Annotated in this window: 16 protein-coding genes; 4 read left to right on the top strand and 12 right to left on the bottom strand. The window is 73.1% G+C overall.

What is annotated here, in order from left to right; all coding sequences use genetic code 11:
• Positions 1-111: 111 nt before the first annotated feature.
• Positions 112-1851 carry a TIGR03767 family metallophosphoesterase gene (locus ACYP53_RS36590; protein WP_459650577.1) on the bottom strand — a complete coding sequence of 580 codons (1740 nt, stop codon included), beginning with the start codon at positions 1849-1851 and terminating at the stop codon, positions 112-114.
• A gap of 368 nt (positions 1852-2219) precedes the next feature.
• Between ACYP53_RS36590 and ACYP53_RS36585 the strand changes: the two genes are divergently transcribed.
• Positions 2220-3455, top strand: a complete 1236-nt coding sequence (locus ACYP53_RS36585; RefSeq protein WP_459650576.1) for a cobalt-precorrin-5B (C(1))-methyltransferase — start codon at positions 2220-2222, stop codon at positions 3453-3455.
• 146 nt (positions 3456-3601) lie between these two features.
• Positions 3602-5131: a UDP-N-acetylglucosamine 1-carboxyvinyltransferase gene (locus ACYP53_RS36580; protein ID WP_189913646.1), complete on the top strand. Its 1530-nt coding sequence runs from the start codon at positions 3602-3604 to the stop codon at positions 5129-5131.
• A gap of 148 nt (positions 5132-5279) precedes the next feature.
• On the opposite strand, the gene ACYP53_RS36575 is transcribed toward ACYP53_RS36580, so the two are convergent.
• The 5 genes from ACYP53_RS36575 to ACYP53_RS36555 all read right to left on the bottom strand — a co-directional run bounded on the left by ACYP53_RS36575 (position 5280) and on the right by ACYP53_RS36555 (position 9267).
• Entirely contained in the window at positions 5280-5798 is a 519-nt protein-coding gene (locus tag ACYP53_RS36575) for a DinB family protein (protein ID WP_459650575.1), read from the bottom strand.
• A 55-nt stretch (positions 5799-5853) separates the two neighbouring features.
• Positions 5854-6618 carry a cobalt-precorrin-6A reductase gene (locus ACYP53_RS36570; RefSeq protein ID WP_459650574.1) on the bottom strand — a complete coding sequence of 255 codons (765 nt, stop codon included), beginning with the start codon at positions 6616-6618 and terminating at the stop codon, positions 5854-5856.
• Positions 6618-7379 carry a precorrin-4 C(11)-methyltransferase gene (gene cobM / locus ACYP53_RS36565; protein ID WP_459650573.1) on the bottom strand — a complete coding sequence of 254 codons (762 nt, stop codon included), beginning with the start codon at positions 7377-7379 and terminating at the stop codon, positions 6618-6620. Before cobM ends, ACYP53_RS36570 begins: the two co-directional genes overlap by 1 nt.
• Positions 7376-8614: a precorrin-6y C5,15-methyltransferase (decarboxylating) subunit CbiE gene (cbiE, locus tag ACYP53_RS36560; protein ID WP_459650572.1), complete on the bottom strand. Its 1239-nt coding sequence runs from the start codon at positions 8612-8614 to the stop codon at positions 7376-7378. The genes cobM and cbiE overlap by 4 nt, the downstream gene beginning before the upstream one ends.
• 224 nt (positions 8615-8838) lie before the next feature.
• Positions 8839-9267 carry a gamma-glutamylcyclotransferase family protein gene (locus ACYP53_RS36555; RefSeq protein WP_459650571.1) on the bottom strand — a complete coding sequence of 143 codons (429 nt, stop codon included), beginning with the start codon at positions 9265-9267 and terminating at the stop codon, positions 8839-8841.
• A 131-nt stretch (positions 9268-9398) separates the two neighbouring features.
• On the opposite strand from ACYP53_RS36555, the gene ACYP53_RS36550 reads away from it, so the two are divergent.
• Positions 9399-10517 carry an EamA family transporter gene (locus ACYP53_RS36550; protein ID WP_459650570.1) on the top strand — a complete coding sequence of 373 codons (1119 nt, stop codon included), beginning with the start codon at positions 9399-9401 and terminating at the stop codon, positions 10515-10517.
• Here the strand turns inward: ACYP53_RS36550 and ACYP53_RS36545 are convergent.
• Positions 10450-11076 carry a dihydrofolate reductase family protein gene (locus ACYP53_RS36545; RefSeq protein WP_459650569.1) on the bottom strand — a complete coding sequence of 209 codons (627 nt, stop codon included), beginning with the start codon at positions 11074-11076 and terminating at the stop codon, positions 10450-10452. The two genes, ACYP53_RS36550 and ACYP53_RS36545, sit on opposite strands and share 68 nt — an antisense overlap.
• A 168-nt stretch (positions 11077-11244) precedes the next feature.
• Here ACYP53_RS36545 and ACYP53_RS36540 point away from each other — a divergent pair, with 168 nt between their 5' ends.
• On the top strand, positions 11245-11820 hold the full coding sequence (locus ACYP53_RS36540; RefSeq protein ID WP_459650568.1) for a TetR/AcrR family transcriptional regulator: 576 nt from the start codon (positions 11245-11247) through the stop codon (positions 11818-11820).
• Positions 11821-12004: 184 nt separating this feature from the next.
• On the opposite strand, the gene ACYP53_RS36535 is transcribed toward ACYP53_RS36540, so the two are convergent.
• The 5 genes from ACYP53_RS36535 to ACYP53_RS36515 all read right to left on the bottom strand — a co-directional run bounded on the left by ACYP53_RS36535 (position 12005) and on the right by ACYP53_RS36515 (position 17887).
• Positions 12005-12568, bottom strand: coding sequence for an EF-hand domain-containing protein (locus ACYP53_RS36535; RefSeq protein ID WP_189913638.1), 564 nt, complete (start codon positions 12566-12568; stop codon positions 12005-12007).
• Positions 12569-12710: 142 nt separating this feature from the next.
• On the bottom strand, positions 12711-13151 hold the full coding sequence (locus ACYP53_RS36530; RefSeq protein ID WP_459650567.1) for a cytidine deaminase family protein: 441 nt from the start codon (positions 13149-13151) through the stop codon (positions 12711-12713).
• A gap of 156 nt (positions 13152-13307) precedes the next feature.
• Positions 13308-14939 carry an ABC transporter ATP-binding protein gene (locus ACYP53_RS36525; protein WP_189914074.1) on the bottom strand — a complete coding sequence of 544 codons (1632 nt, stop codon included), beginning with the start codon at positions 14937-14939 and terminating at the stop codon, positions 13308-13310.
• A gap of 82 nt (positions 14940-15021) precedes the next feature.
• Positions 15022-16014: an ABC transporter permease gene (locus tag ACYP53_RS36520; RefSeq protein WP_189913636.1), complete on the bottom strand. Its 993-nt coding sequence runs from the start codon at positions 16012-16014 to the stop codon at positions 15022-15024.
• A 118-nt stretch (positions 16015-16132) separates the two neighbouring features.
• The gene (locus ACYP53_RS36515) at positions 16133-17887 is read right to left on the bottom strand and encodes an ABC transporter substrate-binding protein (protein WP_459650566.1); all 1755 of its coding nucleotides are present in this window, start codon (positions 17885-17887) and stop codon (positions 16133-16135) included.
• Between the last annotated feature and the right edge of the window lie 33 nt (positions 17888-17920).

The following is a 17920-nucleotide window of genomic DNA, read 5'->3' as shown; positions in this document are numbered from 1 at the left end:
GTAACAGATAACGAGTAACGGATGACAGCTGACAGATGATGAAATCTGTCAGCTGTCATCCGTTTTCTGTCATCTGTTCGCCGTCATCCGGCGGCCGTCATCCGACCCCCGTCACCGGGTCGGCTTGGTGACCAGCAGCTCCGTGTTGTGGTCCTCGCCCGCACCCAGCAGCGCCGCCGGCCGCCCGTTCGGGTCGTTGTACGACAGCTCGCGGTAGAGCGCCGCGAGGTTGGCGTCCGAGGTGCTGCCGAAGTCCGTCCCGTACGGCGCGGAGGACTCGATCAGGGTGGTGAACAGCGAGAGCGTGCCGTCCCCGTTGTCCACGACCTCGATGATCCGGCCGTGCTGCGGGTAGTCGATGTGCGAGGCGGTGTTGATCTCCCAGAACGCCCGCTCCGGCACCGCGTGGCCGTGCGGCGTGATCTTGTTCATGTGGGTGTGCCCGTTCACCCAGGCGACCACGTTCGGGTAGCGCTGCAGCAGCGCCACCAGTTCGTTGCCGTCGTGCCGCTTCTCGAAGATGTTCCGCGGGTCCGGCAGCAGGTTGCCCATCGAGGTGCTGGTGTGGTGGCTGAACAGCAGGATCACGTCGTCCGTGCTGCCGCCCGTCACCCGGCGCCCGTCGGCGTCGTACCAGTGGCCGCTGTGCGCCTGCAACTGCTTCTCCAGCCAGCGCAGTTGAGCGGTGCCCAGCGAACCGTCCGCGAACCCGGCCTGGTTGGTGGTGTCCAGGCTGATGCCGAGCACCTTCTCCGAGATGCGGAAGCTGTAGTAGAGCTTGCCGCTGCTCACCATGTCCGAGGTGAAGCCGTGCCCGTACGGGCCGGAGCCGGTCACCGCCGGGTTCAGGTGGGCCTTGGCGAACTCCTTGAGCGTGAACGGCCGGCGGCGCTCGTCCGGGGTGATCCGGCGCACCGCCTCGCCACTGGCGATCAGCTTGGCGAGCAGCAGTACGGCGCCCGCCGGGTCGCGGCGCAGCGAGTCCGTCAGCTGGGCGGCGGTGGCGTCGTCGCAGCCCTCCAGCTTGTACTGGCCCGTGTAGAGGTCGTTGAGCAGGCCGAGGTCCGGCAGCGTGCCCTCGATGCTGTCGTCGTGGTTGCCGACCGTCGTGTACCAGGGCGTGCGCAGGCCCGGCGCGTCGAAGGGGCGGCCGGCGGCGGAGAGGAAGCCGGGCACCAGGGGGAAGCCCTTGGCCTTGTAGCCGTCGCTGTAGGAGAGTTCGGGGTTCCAGTAGGCCGCGTTGCCGGAGTTCTGCACGCCCTCGTAGCGGTTCGGGTCACCGGTGTTCTGGGCCAGGCGGCCACCGCCCATGACCTTGAGGTACCAGTCGAGTTCGGCGAGCTCGTGGTTGTCGGTGTTGTCGCCGGTGGCCATCACCATGCTGAACGGCATTCCGGTGTAGGGGCCGCCGGCGAGCGAGTTGACCCGCTCGACGAGGGCCGAGACACCCCGGGCGTTCAGGGCCTCCTGCGGCCGGTACGCGCTGCCGGTGAATCTGGCCAGGTACTCGAAGCGCACCGGGGACTCGGTGTCCACCAGGTGCAGGTCGCTGAACTGGACGAAGCTGGCCAGCCCGGTGCGGCGGTCGTCCCGCCCGGCACCCGGCGCCGCCAGGTCGCCGCGCACCACCAGCGGCCAGCCGGGGCCGGCCGTCAGCCGCTTGTAGCCGCCGGTGCCGACCGGCGTGGCCACCTGCTCCAGCGTCGTCCCGGTGACTCCGACCGCCCGCGCGGCCGTGGTCGCCAGCGCCTGGTCGCGCGTCGCGGCCGAGGCGAACTGGGCGCCGCCGAGCGACAAGGCCGACCACGCGGCGGCCACCGACGTACCCGTGAGGAACGTACGCCGACTCATCCCTGCCACAAAAACCCCCACATGGTGATGGCCCGGCCGGGAGGACTGCCCTCGTGCGACCGGACCCGCGTGTCATGAACCCGCTTCTGGCGGGCCGCCAGATTACTCACTGGTAGGCGCAGAGGGCGAGGCCCGTGCGGCGAACTCTTCGGGAACGCGGGACACCATCTCCGCCGCGGCTCCCGCACCGCCCCCTTCACCGCTCACGCACCACCCCTTCCACCGCTCACGCACCACCCCGCCGCCACCCGCCGTGGGCGACCCCGGTCGGGCCCCGACCTGGTGAATGGGGGAAAATCGGCGGCGGCGGCCGGTGCGGCCGCCCGGGAAAGCAGGACGGCGAGGGCGCCGTCGGAAGCGAGGCACAGGTGGCCGCAGCGGGAGCCGAGGCGGGAGCCGGAGCGGAGACCCAGCCGGGAGCCGCGGCGGGCGGCCGGGCCGGCCAGCTGAAGAGCAGCGGCCTGCGGCACGGCTGGACGACGGGCGCCTGCGCCACCGCCGCCACCAAGGCCGCGTACACCGCGCTGCTCACCGGTGAGTTCCCCGACCCCGTGGTCATCACCCTGCCCAAGGGCCAGCGGCCCGCCTTCGCCCTGGCCGCCGAACGGCTGGGCGCCGCCGAACGGCTGGGCGCCGCCGAAAAGCTGGGCACGGACGGTCCGCAGACCCCGGACGCCGCCGAGGAGCCGTTCGCCATGGCCGGAGTGGTCAAGGACGCCGGCGACGACCCCGACGTCACCCACGGCGCCCTGATCCGCTCGACCGTACGGGCGGGCGAGCCCGGCACCGGGGTGGTGTTCCGGGCCGGCCCCGGGGTGGGGACGGTGACCAAGGCCGGTCTGCCGCTGCCCGTCGGCGAGCCCGCGATCAACCCGGTGCCCCGGCAGATGATCCGGGACGCGGTCGCCGAGGCGGCCGCCGCGCACGGCGGCAGCGGGGACGTGGTGGTCGAGATCTCCGTCGACCACGGCGAGGAGATCGCCCGCTCGACCTGGAACCCGCGGCTCGGCATCCTCGGCGGCCTGTCCATCCTGGGCACCACCGGCATCGTCGTCCCCTACTCCTGCTCGGCCTGGATCGACTCCATCCGCCGGGGCGTGGACGTGGCCCGGGCGGCGGGGCGCACGCACGTCGCCGGCTGCACCGGTTCGACCTCGGAGAAGGTCGCGGTGGCGGTGCACGGCCTGCCCGAGGACGCGCTGCTGGACATGGGCGACTTCGCGGGCGCCGTGCTCAAGTACCTGAAGCGTCATCCGGTGCCCCGGCTGACCATCGCGGGCGGTTTCGCCAAGCTGTCCAAGCTCGCGGCCGGCCACCTCGACCTGCACTCGGCCCGCTCCCAGGTGGACAAGGGCTACCTGGCCGAACTGGCCCGGCGGGGCGGGGCGGACGAGCGGCTGAGCGCGGCGGTGGCGGCGGCCAACACCGGGCTGGAGGCGGTCCAGTTGTGCCGCGCGGCCGGCGTGCCGCTCGGGGACCTGGTCGCCGAGGCGGCCCGGGCGACGGCGCTCGGCGTGCTGCTGGGCTCGCCGGTCGCGGTGGACGTCATCTGCATCGACCGGGCGGGCACCATCGTGGGCCGGGCGGAGCCGCTGGGGCCGTGACGACGTCACGACTGTCGCAGTCGTGTGACAGCATCGCCCGGTGATGTGAAGATCTGACAGCCATACGGGGCGAGAAGCGGACAAAAGGAGCGCCACGCCGCCGGGCGGTTCTGTCGCCATCTCAGCCATGAGATATCGTCTGGCGAGTGACAGGCGACTACCTCACCCGTATCGGCACCCTCATCCGCACCGCGCGTCAGCACCGCGGCTGGTCCCAGGCTCAGCTCGGCGAGGCGCTCGGCACCAGCCAGAGCGCGGTCAACCGCATCGAACAGGGCAAGCAGAACGTCAGCCTTGAGATGATCGCCCGCATCGGCGAAGCCCTCGACAGCGAGATCGTCTCCCTCGGTTACTCCGGCCCGATGCACCTGCGCGTCGCCGGCGGCACCCGCCTCTCCGGCGCGATCGACGTCCGCAGCAGCAAGAACGCCTGCGTCGCGATCCTCTGCGCCTCGCTGCTGACCACCGGCCGCACCACGATCCGCAGCGTCGCCCGGATCGAGGAGGTCTACCGCATCCTCGAGGTGCTCACCAGCATCGGCGTCAAGAGCCGCTGGATCAACGAGGGCCGGGACCTCGAACTCACCCCGCCGGCCGAGCTCGACCTCGCCGCGATGGACGTCGAGGCCGCCCGCCGCACCCGCAGCGTCCTGATGTTCCTCGGCCCGCTGATGCACCGCGCCCAGCACTTCGCCATCCCGTACGCGGGTGGCTGCGACCTCGGCACCCGCACCGTCCAGCCGCACCTGACCGCGCTGCGCCGCTTCGGCCTGGAGGTCGCCACCACCGGCGGCGCCTACCACGCCTCCGTCGAGCCGGGCGCCCCGATGGACCGCCCGATCGTGCTGACCGAGCGCGGGGACACCGTCACCGAGAACGCCCTGCTGGCCGCCGCGCGGCACGACGGCGTGAGCGTCATCCGCAACGCCTCGCCCAACTACATGGTCCAGGACCTCTGCTTCTTCCTGGAGGAGCTGGGCGTCAAGATCGAGGGCATCGGCACCACCACCCTCACCGTGCACGGCGTCCCGGAGATCACCCGCGACGTCGACTACACCCCGGCCGAGGACCCGGTGGAGGCGATGAGCCTGCTGGCCGCCGCCGTCGTCACCTCCTCCGAGCTGACGATCCGCCGAGTGCCGATCGAGTTCCTGGAGATCGAGCTCGCCGTCCTCGAGGGCATGGGCCTCGACTACGACCGGACCCCCGAGTACCGGGCCCACAACGGCCACACCCGGCTGGTCGACCTCACCGTGCGCCCGTCCAAGCTGACCGCGCCGATCGACACCATCCACCCGATGCCGTTCCCCGGCATCAACATCGACAACGTGCCGTTCTTCGCCGCCATCGCCGCGGCCGCGCACGGCACCACGATGATCCACGACTGGGTCTACGACAACCGCGCGATCTACCTCACCGAGCTGACCCGGCTCGGCGCGGACGTCAAGCTCCTCGACCCGCACCGCGTCCTGGTCCAGGGCCCCACCCGCTGGCGCGCCGCCGAGATGATGTGCCCGCCGGCCCTGCGCCCGGCCGTCGTCATCCTCCTCGCGATGCTCGCCGCCCAGGGCACCTCGGTCCTGCGCAACGTCTACGTCATCAACCGCGGCTACGAGGACCTCGCCGAGCGCCTCAACTCCATCGGCGCCCGGATCGAGACCTTCCGCGACATCTGACCCGGCCCCCGCCGCCCGGCCTCACCCGTCGAGCCCGGTCAGCAGCACGGCCACCTCCAACCCGGTGTTCAGGTACTCCACGAACACCGGGTTGTTCAACGCCCAGCCCGACCGCCCTCCCCGCACCAGCCGGACCGCGGTGCCGGCGCTACTCGCCGGTGGTGCCGTCGAGGTGTTCGCGCAGGAGGTCGGCGTGGCCGTTGTGGCGGGCGTACTCCTCGATCATGTGGGTGAGGATCCAGCGCAGCGAGAAGACCTCCTCGCCGTGGTGGCCCAGGACGTCCAACGACTCCGCCGCGGCGACGAGTTCCCGGGCGTGGGCGCACTCGCGGTGCCAGGTGGCGAAGGCCTCGTCCGGGTCGGCGGTGTCGACGTCGAACTCGGCGAAGGAGCCGTCGGGGTGCTTCCAGAAGCCGGGTACGGCCTCGTTGTTGAGGACGTTGCGGAACCAGCTGCGCTCCACCTCGGCGAGGTGCCGGACCAGGCCGAGCAGGGAGAGGCCGGAGGGTGCCAGCACCCGGGTGCGGAGCTGCTCGGTCGTCAGGCCCGCGCACTTCATCGCGAGGGTGTCGCGCTGGAAGTCCAGGAAGCTTGCCAGGGTGGCGCGTTCGTCGCCGGTGCGCTGCGTCTCGGTCCGCTGGGTCTCGGTGCGCTGGTCGTCACTCATGGGGACATCCTTCCGGGCGGCCGTCCTGGCCGCCCGGCGAGTCCACCGACCGGACTCAGCCCAGCCGCTGCTCCAGCCATCGCACCGCGCCCTCGACGTCCGGCACGACCGGGACGCCGTCGGGGACGGGCGGGCGCTGCACGACGATGACGGGCAGGCCCAGGCAGCGGGCGGCGGTCAGTTTGGCGGCGGTCGCGGCGCCGCCGCTGTCCTTGGTGACCAGGACGTCGATGTCGCGCTCGCGCAGCAGTGCCTCCTCGCCCTGGACCGTGAACGGGCCGCGGTCGAGCAGGACTTCGAAGGACGGCGGCAGCGGTGGCTCGGGCGGGTCGACCGAGCGGGAGACGAAGTGGACGCCGTCGAGGTGGGCGAAGGCGGCGACACCCTGCCGGCCGATGGTGAGGAGGACCCGCTCCCCGCGTCGGGGCAGCAGTTCGGCGGCCGCCGCGAGGGAGGGGACGGGGAGCCAGTGGTCGCCGTCGACCCGGGTGAAGCCGGGGCGGCGCAGCACCAGCAGCGGGGTACCGGTGGCCGCGGCCGCGAGGGCGGCGTTCCGCGAGATGCCGGCCGCGAACGGGTGGGTGGCGTCCACCACCGCGTCCACGCGTTCCGCGCGCAGCCAGTCGGCGAGGCCCTCCGGTCCGCCGAAGCCGCCGATCCGTACCTCCCCGGCGGGCAGCCGGGGCTGGGCGGTCCGCCCAGCCAGCGAGCTGGTGATCCGGTGGGCGGCGGGGGCGGGCTCAGCGGTGAGTTCGGGGGTGAGTCGGGCGGCCAAGGCCCGCCCTTCGGTGGTCCCGCCGAGGATCAGGACGTGCCGCATCAGGCCCCGCAGGGCTCGTGCGGGCGCTCGCGGTCCGCCGAGTAGAGGTGGCTGTCGCGGAACTGCTCGGCGGCCAGGGTGCGGCCGACGATGATGACGGCGGTGCGGACCACGCCCGCGGCCTTGACCTGTTCGGCGATGTCGCCGACGGTGCCGCGCAGCACCAGTTCGTCGGGGCGGCTGGCCATCGCGACGACGGCGGCCGGGCAGTCGGCGCCGTAGTGCGGGAGCAGCTGCTCGACCACGTCGTCCACGTACCCGGCGGCCAGGTGCAGCACCAGCAGGGCGCCGCTGAGGCCGAGGGTGGCGAGGTCCTCGCCCTCGGGCATCGGGGTGGCGCGCTTGGCGATCCGGGTGAGGATGACGGTCTGGCCGACGGTCGGGACGGTCAGCTCCCGCTTCAGCGCGGCCGCGGCGGCGGCGAAGGCGGGCACGCCGGGGACCACCTCGTACGGGATGCCGGCGGCGTCCAGGCGGCGCATCTGTTCGGCGACGGCGGAGAAGACGGACGGGTCGCCGGAGTGCAGCCGGGCGACGTCCTGTCCGGCCTCGTGCGCGCGGACCAGCTCGGCGACGATCTGGTCCAGGTTGAGCTGCGCGGTGTCGATCAGGCGGGCGCCGGGCGGGCACTCGTCCAGCAGCTCGCGCGGGACGAGGCTGCCGGCGTAGAGGCAGACCTCGGCGCGGGCCAGGAGGCGCTGGCCGCGCAGGGTGATCAGGTCGGCGGCGCCCGGGCCGGCTCCGATGAAGTAGACGGTCACGAGGCGTCCTCCTGGGGGGTGTTGGGCTTGACGGCGGACCACTGGGTGACCGGCATGGCCTGGCGCCAGCCGGTGAAGCCGCCCACCGGCACGGCGTGGGCGACGGCGAGCTTGACGAGTTCGCCGCCGTGGCGCCGGTACCAGTCGGTGAGCAGCGCCTCGGACTCCAGGGTCACGGTGTTGGCGACCAGTCGGCCGCCCGGACGCAGAGCGGCCCAGCAACTGTCCAGCAGTCCGGGCGCGGTGAGGCCGCCGCCGATGAACACGGCGTCGGGGACGGGGAGTTCGGCGAGCGTGGCGGGGGCGGGGCCGGTCACCACGCGCAGCCGGGGCACGCCGAGGGCGGCGGCGTTGCGGGCGATCCGTTCGGCGCGCACCGGGTCGCGTTCGACGCTGACGGCCCGGCAGTCGCGGTGGGCGCGCAGCCACTCGATGGCGATCGAGCCCGAGCCGCCGCCGACGTCCCAGAGCAGTTCGCCGGGGGAGGGGGCGAGGGTGGCGAGGGTGGCGGCGCGGACGTGGCGCTTGGTGAGCTGGCCGTCGCTCTCGTACGCGGTGTCGGGCAGACCGGGGACGAGGGAGGTGCGGGGGCCGTCGCCGAGTTCGACGGCGATGACGTTCAGCGGGTCGCCGGCCGGGTGCGGCCAGCCCTCGGCGGGGCCGTCGAGGTGCCGTTCGGCGGGGGAGCCGAGCTGTTCGAGGACGCGCAGCCGGGCGGTGCCGTAGCCGCGCTCGGTGAGCAGGGCGGCGACGGCTGCCGGAGTGGCGGCGTCGGCGCTGAGCACCAGCAGGCGGCGGCCGGGGTGGAGGGCGAGGGAGAGGGTGTCCAGCGGGCGGCCGACCAGGCTGACCACCTCGGTGGCCTCCAGCGGCCAGCCGAGGCGCGCGCAGGCGTAGGAGACCGAGGAGGGGTGCGGCAGGACGCGCAGCCGCTCGGCGCCGACCGTCTCGGCGAGGGTGCGGCCGATGCCGTAGAACAGCGGGTCGCCGCTGGCCAGGACGGCGACGCGGCGGTCGGAGTGGGCGGCGAGCAGTCCGGGTACGGCCGGGCGCAGCGGGGACGGCCAGGGGAGGCACTCGGCGGTGACCTCGTCGTGGGGGAGCAGGTCGAGCTGGCGGGGGCCGCCGACGACCACCTCGGCGTTCCGCAGTGCGGCCCGGGAGGTGGCGGCGAGGCCGGGCCAGCCGTCGGCCCCGATCCCGACGACGGTGATCGGGGGTGGCAGCTCGGGCACCGGGTGGCTCCTCGTCGTTCGGCCGGCGAATGAGTATAAAAAACAACCGGCCGGGCAGCCTACCTGGCGGTTTGGGGGTGGGTGCGAGGGAGGGCGGGGCTGACGGGGTTCGGTCGCCGGCCGCCAGCTGCCAGCCGTCCGGTGACAGCTGACAGATGACAGCTGACAGCTGACAGATAACAGCCGACAGACGACAACTTTCAGATGTTGAAATCTGTCATCTGTCATCTGTCCGTCCAGTCCCCCGACCCGATCAGCGCCGGCCGCTCGCGCAGTCGCGCCTCGGCGGCCGGTCCGGCGAGGTAGACCCAGGCGTCCTGCGGCTCGTCGTCCGCCGCGGCCCGTACGGCCAGCCGCCGCCGCACGTACAGTCCGGTCCCGTCGGCCCGGCACTCCTCCAGGTGGTCCAGCGCCGCGAGCGCGCCGTCGTACGCGCTCGGGCGTATGGTGATGAGTTCGCCCACGATCCGGCGTCCGGGCGTCGCGTCGAGCACCGCGTACGGGAAGCCGGGGCCCTCGTGCAGCGCGGCGCCGTCCAGTACGGCCGGGCGGATGTCGGCACAGCGTCCGGCCAGGTGGACGGTGTGGTTTCGGCCGCCGCTGCGCAGGGTGCCGTAGACGAAGAACGGCAGTCCCTCCTCGGATCCGGACACGGGTTCGACCTCCTCGCTGGGGAGCGCCCACGGTACGTCTTCCGGTCCGATTCGTGATACCGACTGGCGCGCGGGGTGCTCGATGCGCTGTCATGTCGTGGTTCGGCCAGCACCGTCCAAGGGGGACACACATGACATCGCCCGCTTCGCCCCAACCGGCCACCACGCCCGGTTCCACCCCCGTGCCCCCCGGACCCGCCGCACCCCTCGTCACTCCTGCGGACGCCGTCCCCGCCGACGCGGAGGCGGACGCGGACGAGGGCCCGATAGCCCTCACGAAGGCCACACCAGCCACCCCGGCCGCCTCCGCCGCCCGCCTCGGCGGCGCCGTCTGGCTGGCCCTCGCCGTGGTCTACGTCGTCTGGGGCTCGACCTACCTGGCGATCCGGATCGCGGTGGAGACGATGCCCTCGTTCCTCTCCGCCGCCGCCCGCTTCCTCACCGCGGGGCTCCTGCTGGCCGGCTTCCTGCTGGTGCGCCAGGGCCCGGCCGGGCTGAAGGTGAGCGGACGGCAGCTCGCCTCCTCCGCCCTGGTCGGCGTCCTGCTGCTGACCGGCGGCAACGGACTGGTGGTCCTGGGCGAGACCTCCGTCCCCTCCGGCCTGACCGCCCTGCTGGTGGCCGCCGTCCCGCTGTGGATGGTGGTGCTGACGGCCTTCGGCGGCGAGCGGCCGAGGCTCGCCGAGCTCGCCGGGGTGCTGCTCGGTCTGGTCGGCCTCGGCGTGCTGTCGGCGCCGGCGGTCGGCGGGTCCGTGGAGCCGCTCGGCGTGGTCCTGATCATCTGCGCCACGCTGCTCTGGGCGGCCGGTTCGTTCGTGACCAAGAAGGTCCCGATGCCGGGCAACGTGCTCGCCGCGAGCGCGTACCAGATGCTGGCCGGAGGCCTCTGCGACCTGCTGATCGCCCTCTTCCGCGGCGAGCAGCGCGGCCTGGACCTGGGGGCCGTCTCCGGCCGGTCCTGGCCGGCCCTCGCCTACCTGGTGCTGTTCGGTTCGCTGCTCGCCTTTACCGCGTACGCCTGGCTGCTGCGCGCCGCCCCGCTGACGCTGGTGGGCACGTACGCGTACGTGAACCCGGTGGTCGCGGTGCTGCTGGGCTGGCTGATCCTGGCGGAGCCGCTGACCGGCCCCACCGTGGCGGGTGGGGCGATCGTGGTCGCGGGTGTCTGCCTGGTGGTGAGCGTCAGCCGGCGGCCGAGGCGTCCCGGGCGTCCCGGGCGTCCGGTGAAGGGCTCGTCCGCGCGTAGCTGAGCAGCAGGTTCCCGCGTTCGAAGACCCGGCTGCCGGTGAGCGTGAACTCGCGGGGCGCGAACTCCGTGGTGAACAGCGGGATGCCGGAGCCGGCCACCACCGGGTACTGCTTGATGATCAGCTCGTCGATCTCGGGCAGCAGCCGCCCGGCCAGCTTGGCGCCGCCGCAGAGCCAGATGCCGAGCCCGTCCTCCTGCTTGAGCCGGCGGACGGTGCTCAGCGGGTCCTCGGCGGTGATCTCGACGGCCGGGTCGGGGCTGGTGGTGAGGGTGCGGGAGAAGACGATCTGCCGCAGGTGGGCGTAGGGGTTGGCGAATCCGGCGGGCACGTTCGGCTCGTAGGTGCCGCGGCCCATGAGCACGGTGTCGAAGAGCTTGTTGGGGGCCTCGGCGATGCCGACCGCCGCGCGGGCGGGGGTGGGAATGGTCTCCGGGTACTCGGTGAAGAGCGTCGGGGCGAAGTCCTCGGTGACGTACGGCATGAGGAAGTCGAACGCGCCGTTCGGGGCGGCGATGAAGCCGTCGATGGTGGTGCCGACGAAGTAGGTGAGCTTGCGCATTCAGGTCCTTGGGTCGAGGAACGCGATCGGGATGCGGCGCGGGCCGTTTCGGCCTGCCCCGTTAACCACGACAGTCATAGTACTCCAGTCGTAGTGGTTGGCAACCCCTGTCGCACCCGGCCTCAGGCCGCCCCGGGTCCCCGTCGTGAGAGGAGAGAGAATCGGCCCATGGTCCAGAACCCCGCCCGCCGTACCGCCCTCGCCGACGCCGCCATCGAGGTCCTCGCCCGCGAGGGCGCCCGCGGCCTCACCTTCCGCGCGGTCGACGTCCAGGCCGGCGTCCCCAACGGCACGGCCTCCAACTACTTCGCCAACCGGGACCACCTGCTCCACCAGACCGCCCGGCACATCCACCGGCGGCTCATCCCGGACGCGGCGGTCCTCGAGGAACTGATGCGGGCTCCCCGAGACCGCGCGCTGGTCACGGCCCTGATGCACGACCTGATCCGCCGCATCACCGCGGACCGGGCCGGCTACCTCGCGATGCTCGAACTGCGCCTGGAGGCCACCCGCCGCCCGGACCTGCGGGCCCAGCTCACCGGCACCATCCGGGACGACCTGGAGGCCAACGTCGCCTTCCACCTGGACGAGGGCCTCCCCGGCGACCGGGAGACCGTCCTGGTGCTCTACCTCGCCATGACCGGCCTGATCCTCGAACACCTCACCCTGCCCGAGGTGTTGGGCGTCGACGGCCTCGCGGCGCTGATCGACACCGTCGTCGAGCGGATCGTCCCGGCGGCCTGACCCCGCCGAGGCCGGCACCCCACCGGGTCGGTCACGGTGGGGTGCCGGGGTCGCCATGCCGCGACCGTCCCCGCGCTTCCGGCGCGCGGGGACGGTCGTCCGGGTCGGGCTGTCCGGGTCCTGTCCGTCCAGGTCCGACCGTCGTCAGAACCGGGCTGTCCGGGTCCGGTTGCCCGGGTCGGGCTCAGAGGCCGTGCGGGGGCTTCCCCGTCCACCAGTTGCCGGGCGCGTCCGGGTCGCGGCTGGTCCAGTACTCGATGATCGCCTCGGTGAACTCGGCCGCGGAGAGCACGCCGTCGCCGTCGGTGTCGAGGCGGCGGAAGGCCTCGTCGGCGTCGTCGCGGCTGAGGCCGGCGAAGTGGCCGCGCTGGAAGACGAAGAACTCGCCGGCGTCCACGGTCCCGCTGCGGTCGGTGTCGGCGACGGCGAGGAACGCGGCGGCGAGCGCGCCGAGGCTGTCGCGCGCGGCCTCGGGGTCGTCGGCGAGCAGGCCGGTGGAGGCGACGAACTGTTCGCGGGAGATCGTCTGGGTGCCGGCGGGCAGCCGGGCGAGGTGGAGGTCGTGCCAGATCGTCAGGTAGGCGCGGACGATCACGGCCTCCGCCTCCGATCCCTCCTGGTGGCCGAGCGAGCGGGCCACCGAGTGGCCCATCAGGACGTGGTCCCGTTCGGTGATCAGTCCGTCGCCGTCGGCGTCGAGGTGATCGAAACCGTGATTGATCTTTGCGATGAGCAGGTCGTCCGACAACGTTTCCCCTCAGCTGGCGTTTCCTGGCTTCCTACGGCACATCGCCTGCACGCTAACGCCTTGAGCCGAGCCCGCGCAGCCGAACGAGGGGCGAACGGCCTGCCCGGCCACCCCGGCGCCGCCCCCCGGTCGGACAACGTGATCAGTCCACCTGGTGGTCGGCCCAGACGTACGTCTCCGGCAGCAGCTCCCGCACCGGGACGGTGCGCAGCCGGGAGCCCTGCCCGACGATGATCCGCAGCTCCGGGAAGTAGTCGAGCAGCACCTGGCGGCAGCGCCCGCACGGCGGGATCACCCCGCGCTCCCGGTCGCCGACCGCCACGACGGTGGTGAGCTCGTACGCGCCCTGCCCGGCCGCCGCCCCGATCAGCACCAGCTCCGCGCACGGTCCGCCGGTGAAGTGGTAGGCGTTCAGCGCGGTGACGATCCGTCCGTCGGCGGCGCGTCCGGCGGCCGCCACCGTGTGGTTGTCGCCCCGGGCGTACCGCCGCGCCACCTCCACGGCCGCCTCGACGAGCTCCGCGTCGACGAGGCCCGCTCCGACGAGCGCCCCACCCGCGGGCACCTGATCGCTGGTCGACATACCGTTGCACCTCTCCGATCGGATCCGCCAGGGTCCGATCATTGGTCACCCGCCCCTGACCAGGCCAACCCTTTTCGCAGGCCCCTTCACTCCGGCCCCTTCCCTCCGGCCCCTTCGCGACGGGCTCCTCCACTCCGTCCCCCGCCGCGGCAGCCCTCAGTGCACCGCCGCCAGCAGCCCCCGGGTGTACTCGGTGTGCGGGGCCCCGAACAGCCGGTCCCGGTCGGTGGACTCGACCAGGCGGCCCCGGTGCATCACCGCCACCCGGTCGCAGAAGTGCCGGACCACCGCGAGGTCGTGGGAGACGAACAGGAACGCCACCGCGAGGCGTTCGCGCAGCTCCATCAGCAGGTTGAGCACCTGCGCCTGCACCGACACGTCGAGCGCCGAGACCGGCTCGTCCGCGATGATCAGCCGGGGCTGCGGGGCCAGGGCCCGGGCGATGCCGATCCGCTGGCGCTGCCCGCCGGAGAACTCGTGCGGGTAGCGGTGCAGGTGCCCGGCGTCCAGTCCGACCTGCTCCAGCAGCTCGACCGCGCGCTCCCGCCGCTCGGGCGCGGTCAGCGGGGTGTGCAGGCGCAGCGGGGTGTCGAGGGTCTGGGCGACGGTGCGGCGCGGGTTGAGCGAGGCGTACGGGTCCTGGAAGACGAGCTGGATCTCTCGGCTGAGCCGGCGCCGCAGCTCCCGGTCCGGGTTCGTGACGTCCTGGCCGTCGTACGACACCCGCCCGGAGGTGGGGCGTTGCAGACCGGCCAGCACCCGCGAGGTGGTGGACTTGCCGGAGCCGGACTCGCCGACCAGGCCGACCGTCTCGCCCGGCGCGATCCGCAGCCCCACGCCCTCGACCGCGCGGACCGGCTCGGCCCGGAGGCCGGGGAAGCGGCGTCGGCCGGGGAAGTGCACGGTGAGGTCGTCGACCTCGACCAGCCACCGCTCGGGCCGCTCGACGACCCGCGGCCGGAAGGTCCGCGCGGGGGACGGATCGTCGACCGTCGGCAGGGCGGTGCCCGGGGCGGAGTCCAGGCGGAGCGCGGCCCCGACCAGCGCCCGGGTGTACGGCTCGCGCGGCGCGGCCAGCAGCTCGGCGGTCGGCGCGGACTCGACCCGGACGCCGCCGCGCAGCACCAGCGTGCGGTCGGTCGTCCCCGCGACCACGCCCAGGTCGTGGCTGACCAGCAGGACGGCGGTGCCGTGTTCGCGCTGCAGCTCGCCGAGCAGGTCCAGGACCTGCCGCTGGACGCGGGCGTCCAGGGCGGTGGTCGGCTCGTCGGCGATCAGCAGCCGCGGGTCGTTCATCAGCGCCATCGCGATCATCACGCGCTGCCGCATGCCGCCCGAGAACCGGTGCGGGTGATCGCGCACCCGGTCGGCCGGGATGCCGACCCGGTCGAGCATCTCGGCCGCCCGCCGCCGGGCCTCGGCGCGGGTCGCCCCCGGGTGGTGCAGCCGGTACATCTCGGCGAGTTGGGCGCCGACGCCGTGGAAGGGGCTGAGCGAGGTGAGCGCGTCCTGGAAGACCAGTGCGGCGCGGCCGCCCCGGATCTCGCGCAGGGCGGACTCGCCGGCGCCCACCAATTCCTGCCCGCCCAGCCGGATCGATCCGGTGACGGTGGTGGTACGCGGATCGTGCAGGCCGAGGACGGCGAGGCCGACGGTGGACTTGCCGGAGCCCGACTCGCCGACCAGGCCCAGGACTTCACCCGCGGCGAGGTCGAAGGAGAGATCCCGGACGGCGGTCACGGGCGCGCCGCCGCGCGGGTCCGCGAAGGTGACGGTCAGATCGCGCACGCTCAGCACGGGCTCGGCACCGTCCGTACGGGGAAGGCTAACGCCGTCACCAGGAACATCGGTCTTCATCACAGGACTCCCCTCAGCTCAGCCGGACACGCGGGTCGAGCCAGGCCACCGCGAGGTCGGCCAGCGCGACGAACAGCACCACGAAGCAGGCGGCCAGCAGCACCGCGCCGACCACGGCGGGCAGGTCCTGCCCGGCGACGGCCTGCGCGGCGAACCGTCCGACCCCGTTCAGCCCGAACACCGTCTCGGTGATCACCGCCCCGCCGAGCAGCGCCCCGGCCTCCAGCCCGAGCAGTTGCACCAGCGGCCCGGCGGCGCCGCGCGAGGTGTACTTGAGGTGGGCGCGCAGCCGTCCGAGGCCCTTGGCGCGGGCCGTGCGGACGTACTCCTCGTTCATCGTCTCCAGCAGCTGCGAGCGTGAAAGCCGGGCGAAGACCGCCGAGTTGACGAATCCGAGGACGAGCCAGGGCAGCAGCATCCCGCCCGCCCAGGCCGCCGGGTCCTCGGCGGGCGGGGTGTAGGAGGGCAGCGGCAGCAGGCCGGTGGAGTAGACCAGTACCCACTGTGCGATGTAGCCGAGGAAGTAGATCTGCACGCTGGCGCCGACCAGGGTGAAGCCGGACAGCAGCCGGTCGGTCCGCCGTCCGTGCCGCAGCGCGGAGACGAAGCCGGTGCCGAGGCCGAGCACCAGCAGGACGGCCAGTGCCCCGGCGGTCAGCGAGAAGGTGACCGGCAGGTGGTCGGCCAGCGCCTCGCTGACGGGCTGGTGCAGCCGGTAGGAGTAGCCGAGGCAGGGTGCGTCGCAGTGGATGGTCGAGCCGTCCACGTCGTCGATGTCCCGCCCGGCGAGGACGCCGGTCAGGTAGTCGGTGTACTGGGCGGCGAGCGGCTGGTCCAGGCCCATGCTCTGGCGCACCGCGGCGACCTGCCCGCTGTCGCAGCGCGGGCCGCAGGCGGCGCGGGCCGGATCGGCGGGCGCGGCGTAGAAGAGGGCGAAGGCGGCGGCGGAGACCGCGACCAGGACGGCGAGGGCCTGGGCGGTCCGGCGCAGGACGAAGGAGAGCATGGCCGATCCGGGGTCGACGTGACGGGGGGCGAGGGGTGGGGTCGGGGCAACGGGGAGAGGCGGGGGCGCCGCCCCCGCCCCCGGGTCGGTACCAGGAGGCGGAGGCGGGCCGGGAGGGTCAGGACTTCAGGTACAGCCAGGCCAGCGAGACCGTCCCGTAGATCGGGTGGATGAACGCCCCGCCGACGTTGCCGCCGCGCAGCTGGCTGGTGGTCGGGTAGGCGAACGGCAGCACCGGCAGGTCCTTCATCACGGTCTGCTCCAGCGCGTACAGCTCCTTGGCCTTGGCGCGCGGCTCGCCGATCTGGTTGATCCGGTCGATCTCCTTGTCCACCGCCGGGTTGCGGTAGCGCGCGGAGTTGATGTCGCTGCCGGCGCGGCCGTCGAAGGAGAACGGGACGAGCGTGGACGGGGTCGGCCAGTCGACGGAGGAGGTCTCCTCGAACAGGTCGTACGGGGCGTCGGCGCGGTGCACCTCGTCCAGGAACGCCTTGGGGTCGATCGGCTTGGGCACGACGGTGATCCCGGCCTTGGCGAAGCCGTCCACCAGCACCTGGGCGACGCGCTGCCCGTTCGGGGTGTTCTTGTACCCGTAGGTGAGGCTGCCCGGTGCCTGCGCGGCCTTGGCGAGTTCGGCCTTGGCGGCCTCCGGGTCGCCCTCGGGCTTGGCCGGGGCGAGGTCGTACTTCTGCCAGTCGATCAGCGCGGGCGAGCTGAGCGTGGTGGCCAGTTCGCCGGTCCGGGCGCCGCCCTGGACCTGGCGGGCCTGCTGGCGGGGGTAGGCCAGGTTGAGCGCCTTGCGGACCGCCAGGTCCGGCACCCGCTCGTTGTTGATCATCAGCTGGGTGACGAAGGCGCCCTGCCGCCCGCTGACGACCAGTTCCCTGGCCTTCGGGTCGGTGTCGGCCGTCTGGTACAGCTCGGGGGAGAGGACGTCGGCGGCGGTGGTGGCGTTGGCGCCGCCGTCCCGGCCGGAGAGGATCTCCTGGTTGAGGTTGAGCGTCTCCTTGCCGTACGTGAAGACGAACTTCTCCGGGTACTGGCTGCGGATCGGGTCGGTCTCGGGCTTCCAGGCCGGGTTGCGCTCCAGCACCATCCGGGTGTTCTGGACGTGCTCGACGATCCGGTACGGGCCGGTGGCGAACGGCTGGCGGTCGTACTCCGTCCCGGTGTCCTTGTCCCGGCGCACCGGCGAGGAGGAGGACTGCGCGGCCATGTACGGGACGTCGGCCTGCGGCTGCGGGAAGCGGAAGACGATCGTGCGCTCGTCCGGCGTCTCGATCGCGGCGAGGTCGCCGTCCTGCGGGCCGGCGTACTTGGCGCGCGCCGCCTCGTAGTTGGCCTCGCCGGTGAGCCACTGGGGCCAGTACGGCGGGCCGACCTCGTAGCCCTTGCCGAAGGTGCGCTCGATGCCGTACTTGACGTCCTGGGAGGTGATCGGCTTGCCGTCCTCCCAGGCCACGCCCTGCTTGAGCCGGTACGTCCAGGTGCGTCCGCCGTCGGCCGGGGTGCCGGTGTCGGTGGCCAGGTCGCCGACCAGCTTGGCCTTGCCGTCCACCACCTGGTACTGGGTCAGCTGGCGGCCCCAGAGCAGCGAGGCGTTGTAGGTGGCGCCCGCGTAGACCTTCTGCGGGTCGAGGTGGCGGAACTCCACGCTGTTGTACACGTTCACGGTGCCGCCGGCGCGGGCGCCCGGGACGGCCGGGGCGGGGCCGGCGCTCTCCTGCTCGGTGCCGAGCGCGGCGGTCAGCGGGGAGGTCTCCTTGGCGGAGGCCCCGGCGCCGGCGGAGCCGGTGCTGCCCGCGCCGGCCGAGCAGGAGGTCGCCAGCAGGGCGGTGGCGATGACGGCGAGGGACGGTCTGGTCCAGCGCATGGCGGATCTCTCCTCGCCCCGGCGGGTCGCGCC

The organism is Kitasatospora sp. Ki12 (assembly GCF_054601375.1).
This window is presented reverse-complemented; position numbering and strand designations above follow the sequence as displayed.

Excerpts from the sequence above, each read along its gene's own strand:
- ACYP53_RS36590 (WP_459650577.1), bottom strand. The coding sequence starts at position 1,851 with ATGAGTCGGCGTACGTTCCTCACGGGTACGTCGGTGGCCGCCGCGTGG.
- ACYP53_RS36575 (WP_459650575.1), bottom strand. The coding sequence starts at position 5,798 with ATGAGTGACGACCAGCGCACCGAGACCCAGCGGACCGAGACGCAGCGC.
- ACYP53_RS36570 (WP_459650574.1), bottom strand. The coding sequence starts at position 6,618 with ATGCGGCACGTCCTGATCCTCGGCGGGACCACCGAAGGGCGGGCCTTG.
- ACYP53_RS36550 (WP_459650570.1), top strand. The coding sequence starts at position 9,399 with ATGACATCGCCCGCTTCGCCCCAACCGGCCACCACGCCCGGTTCCACC.
- ACYP53_RS36545 (WP_459650569.1), bottom strand. The coding sequence starts at position 11,076 with ATGCGCAAGCTCACCTACTTCGTCGGCACCACCATCGACGGCTTCATC.
- ACYP53_RS36540 (WP_459650568.1), top strand. The coding sequence starts at position 11,245 with ATGGTCCAGAACCCCGCCCGCCGTACCGCCCTCGCCGACGCCGCCATC.
- ACYP53_RS36530 (WP_459650567.1), bottom strand. The coding sequence starts at position 13,151 with ATGTCGACCAGCGATCAGGTGCCCGCGGGTGGGGCGCTCGTCGGAGCG.
- ACYP53_RS36520 (WP_189913636.1), bottom strand. The coding sequence starts at position 16,014 with ATGCTCTCCTTCGTCCTGCGCCGGACCGCCCAGGCCCTCGCCGTCCTG.
- ACYP53_RS36515 (WP_459650566.1), bottom strand. The coding sequence starts at position 17,887 with ATGCGCTGGACCAGACCGTCCCTCGCCGTCATCGCCACCGCCCTGCTG.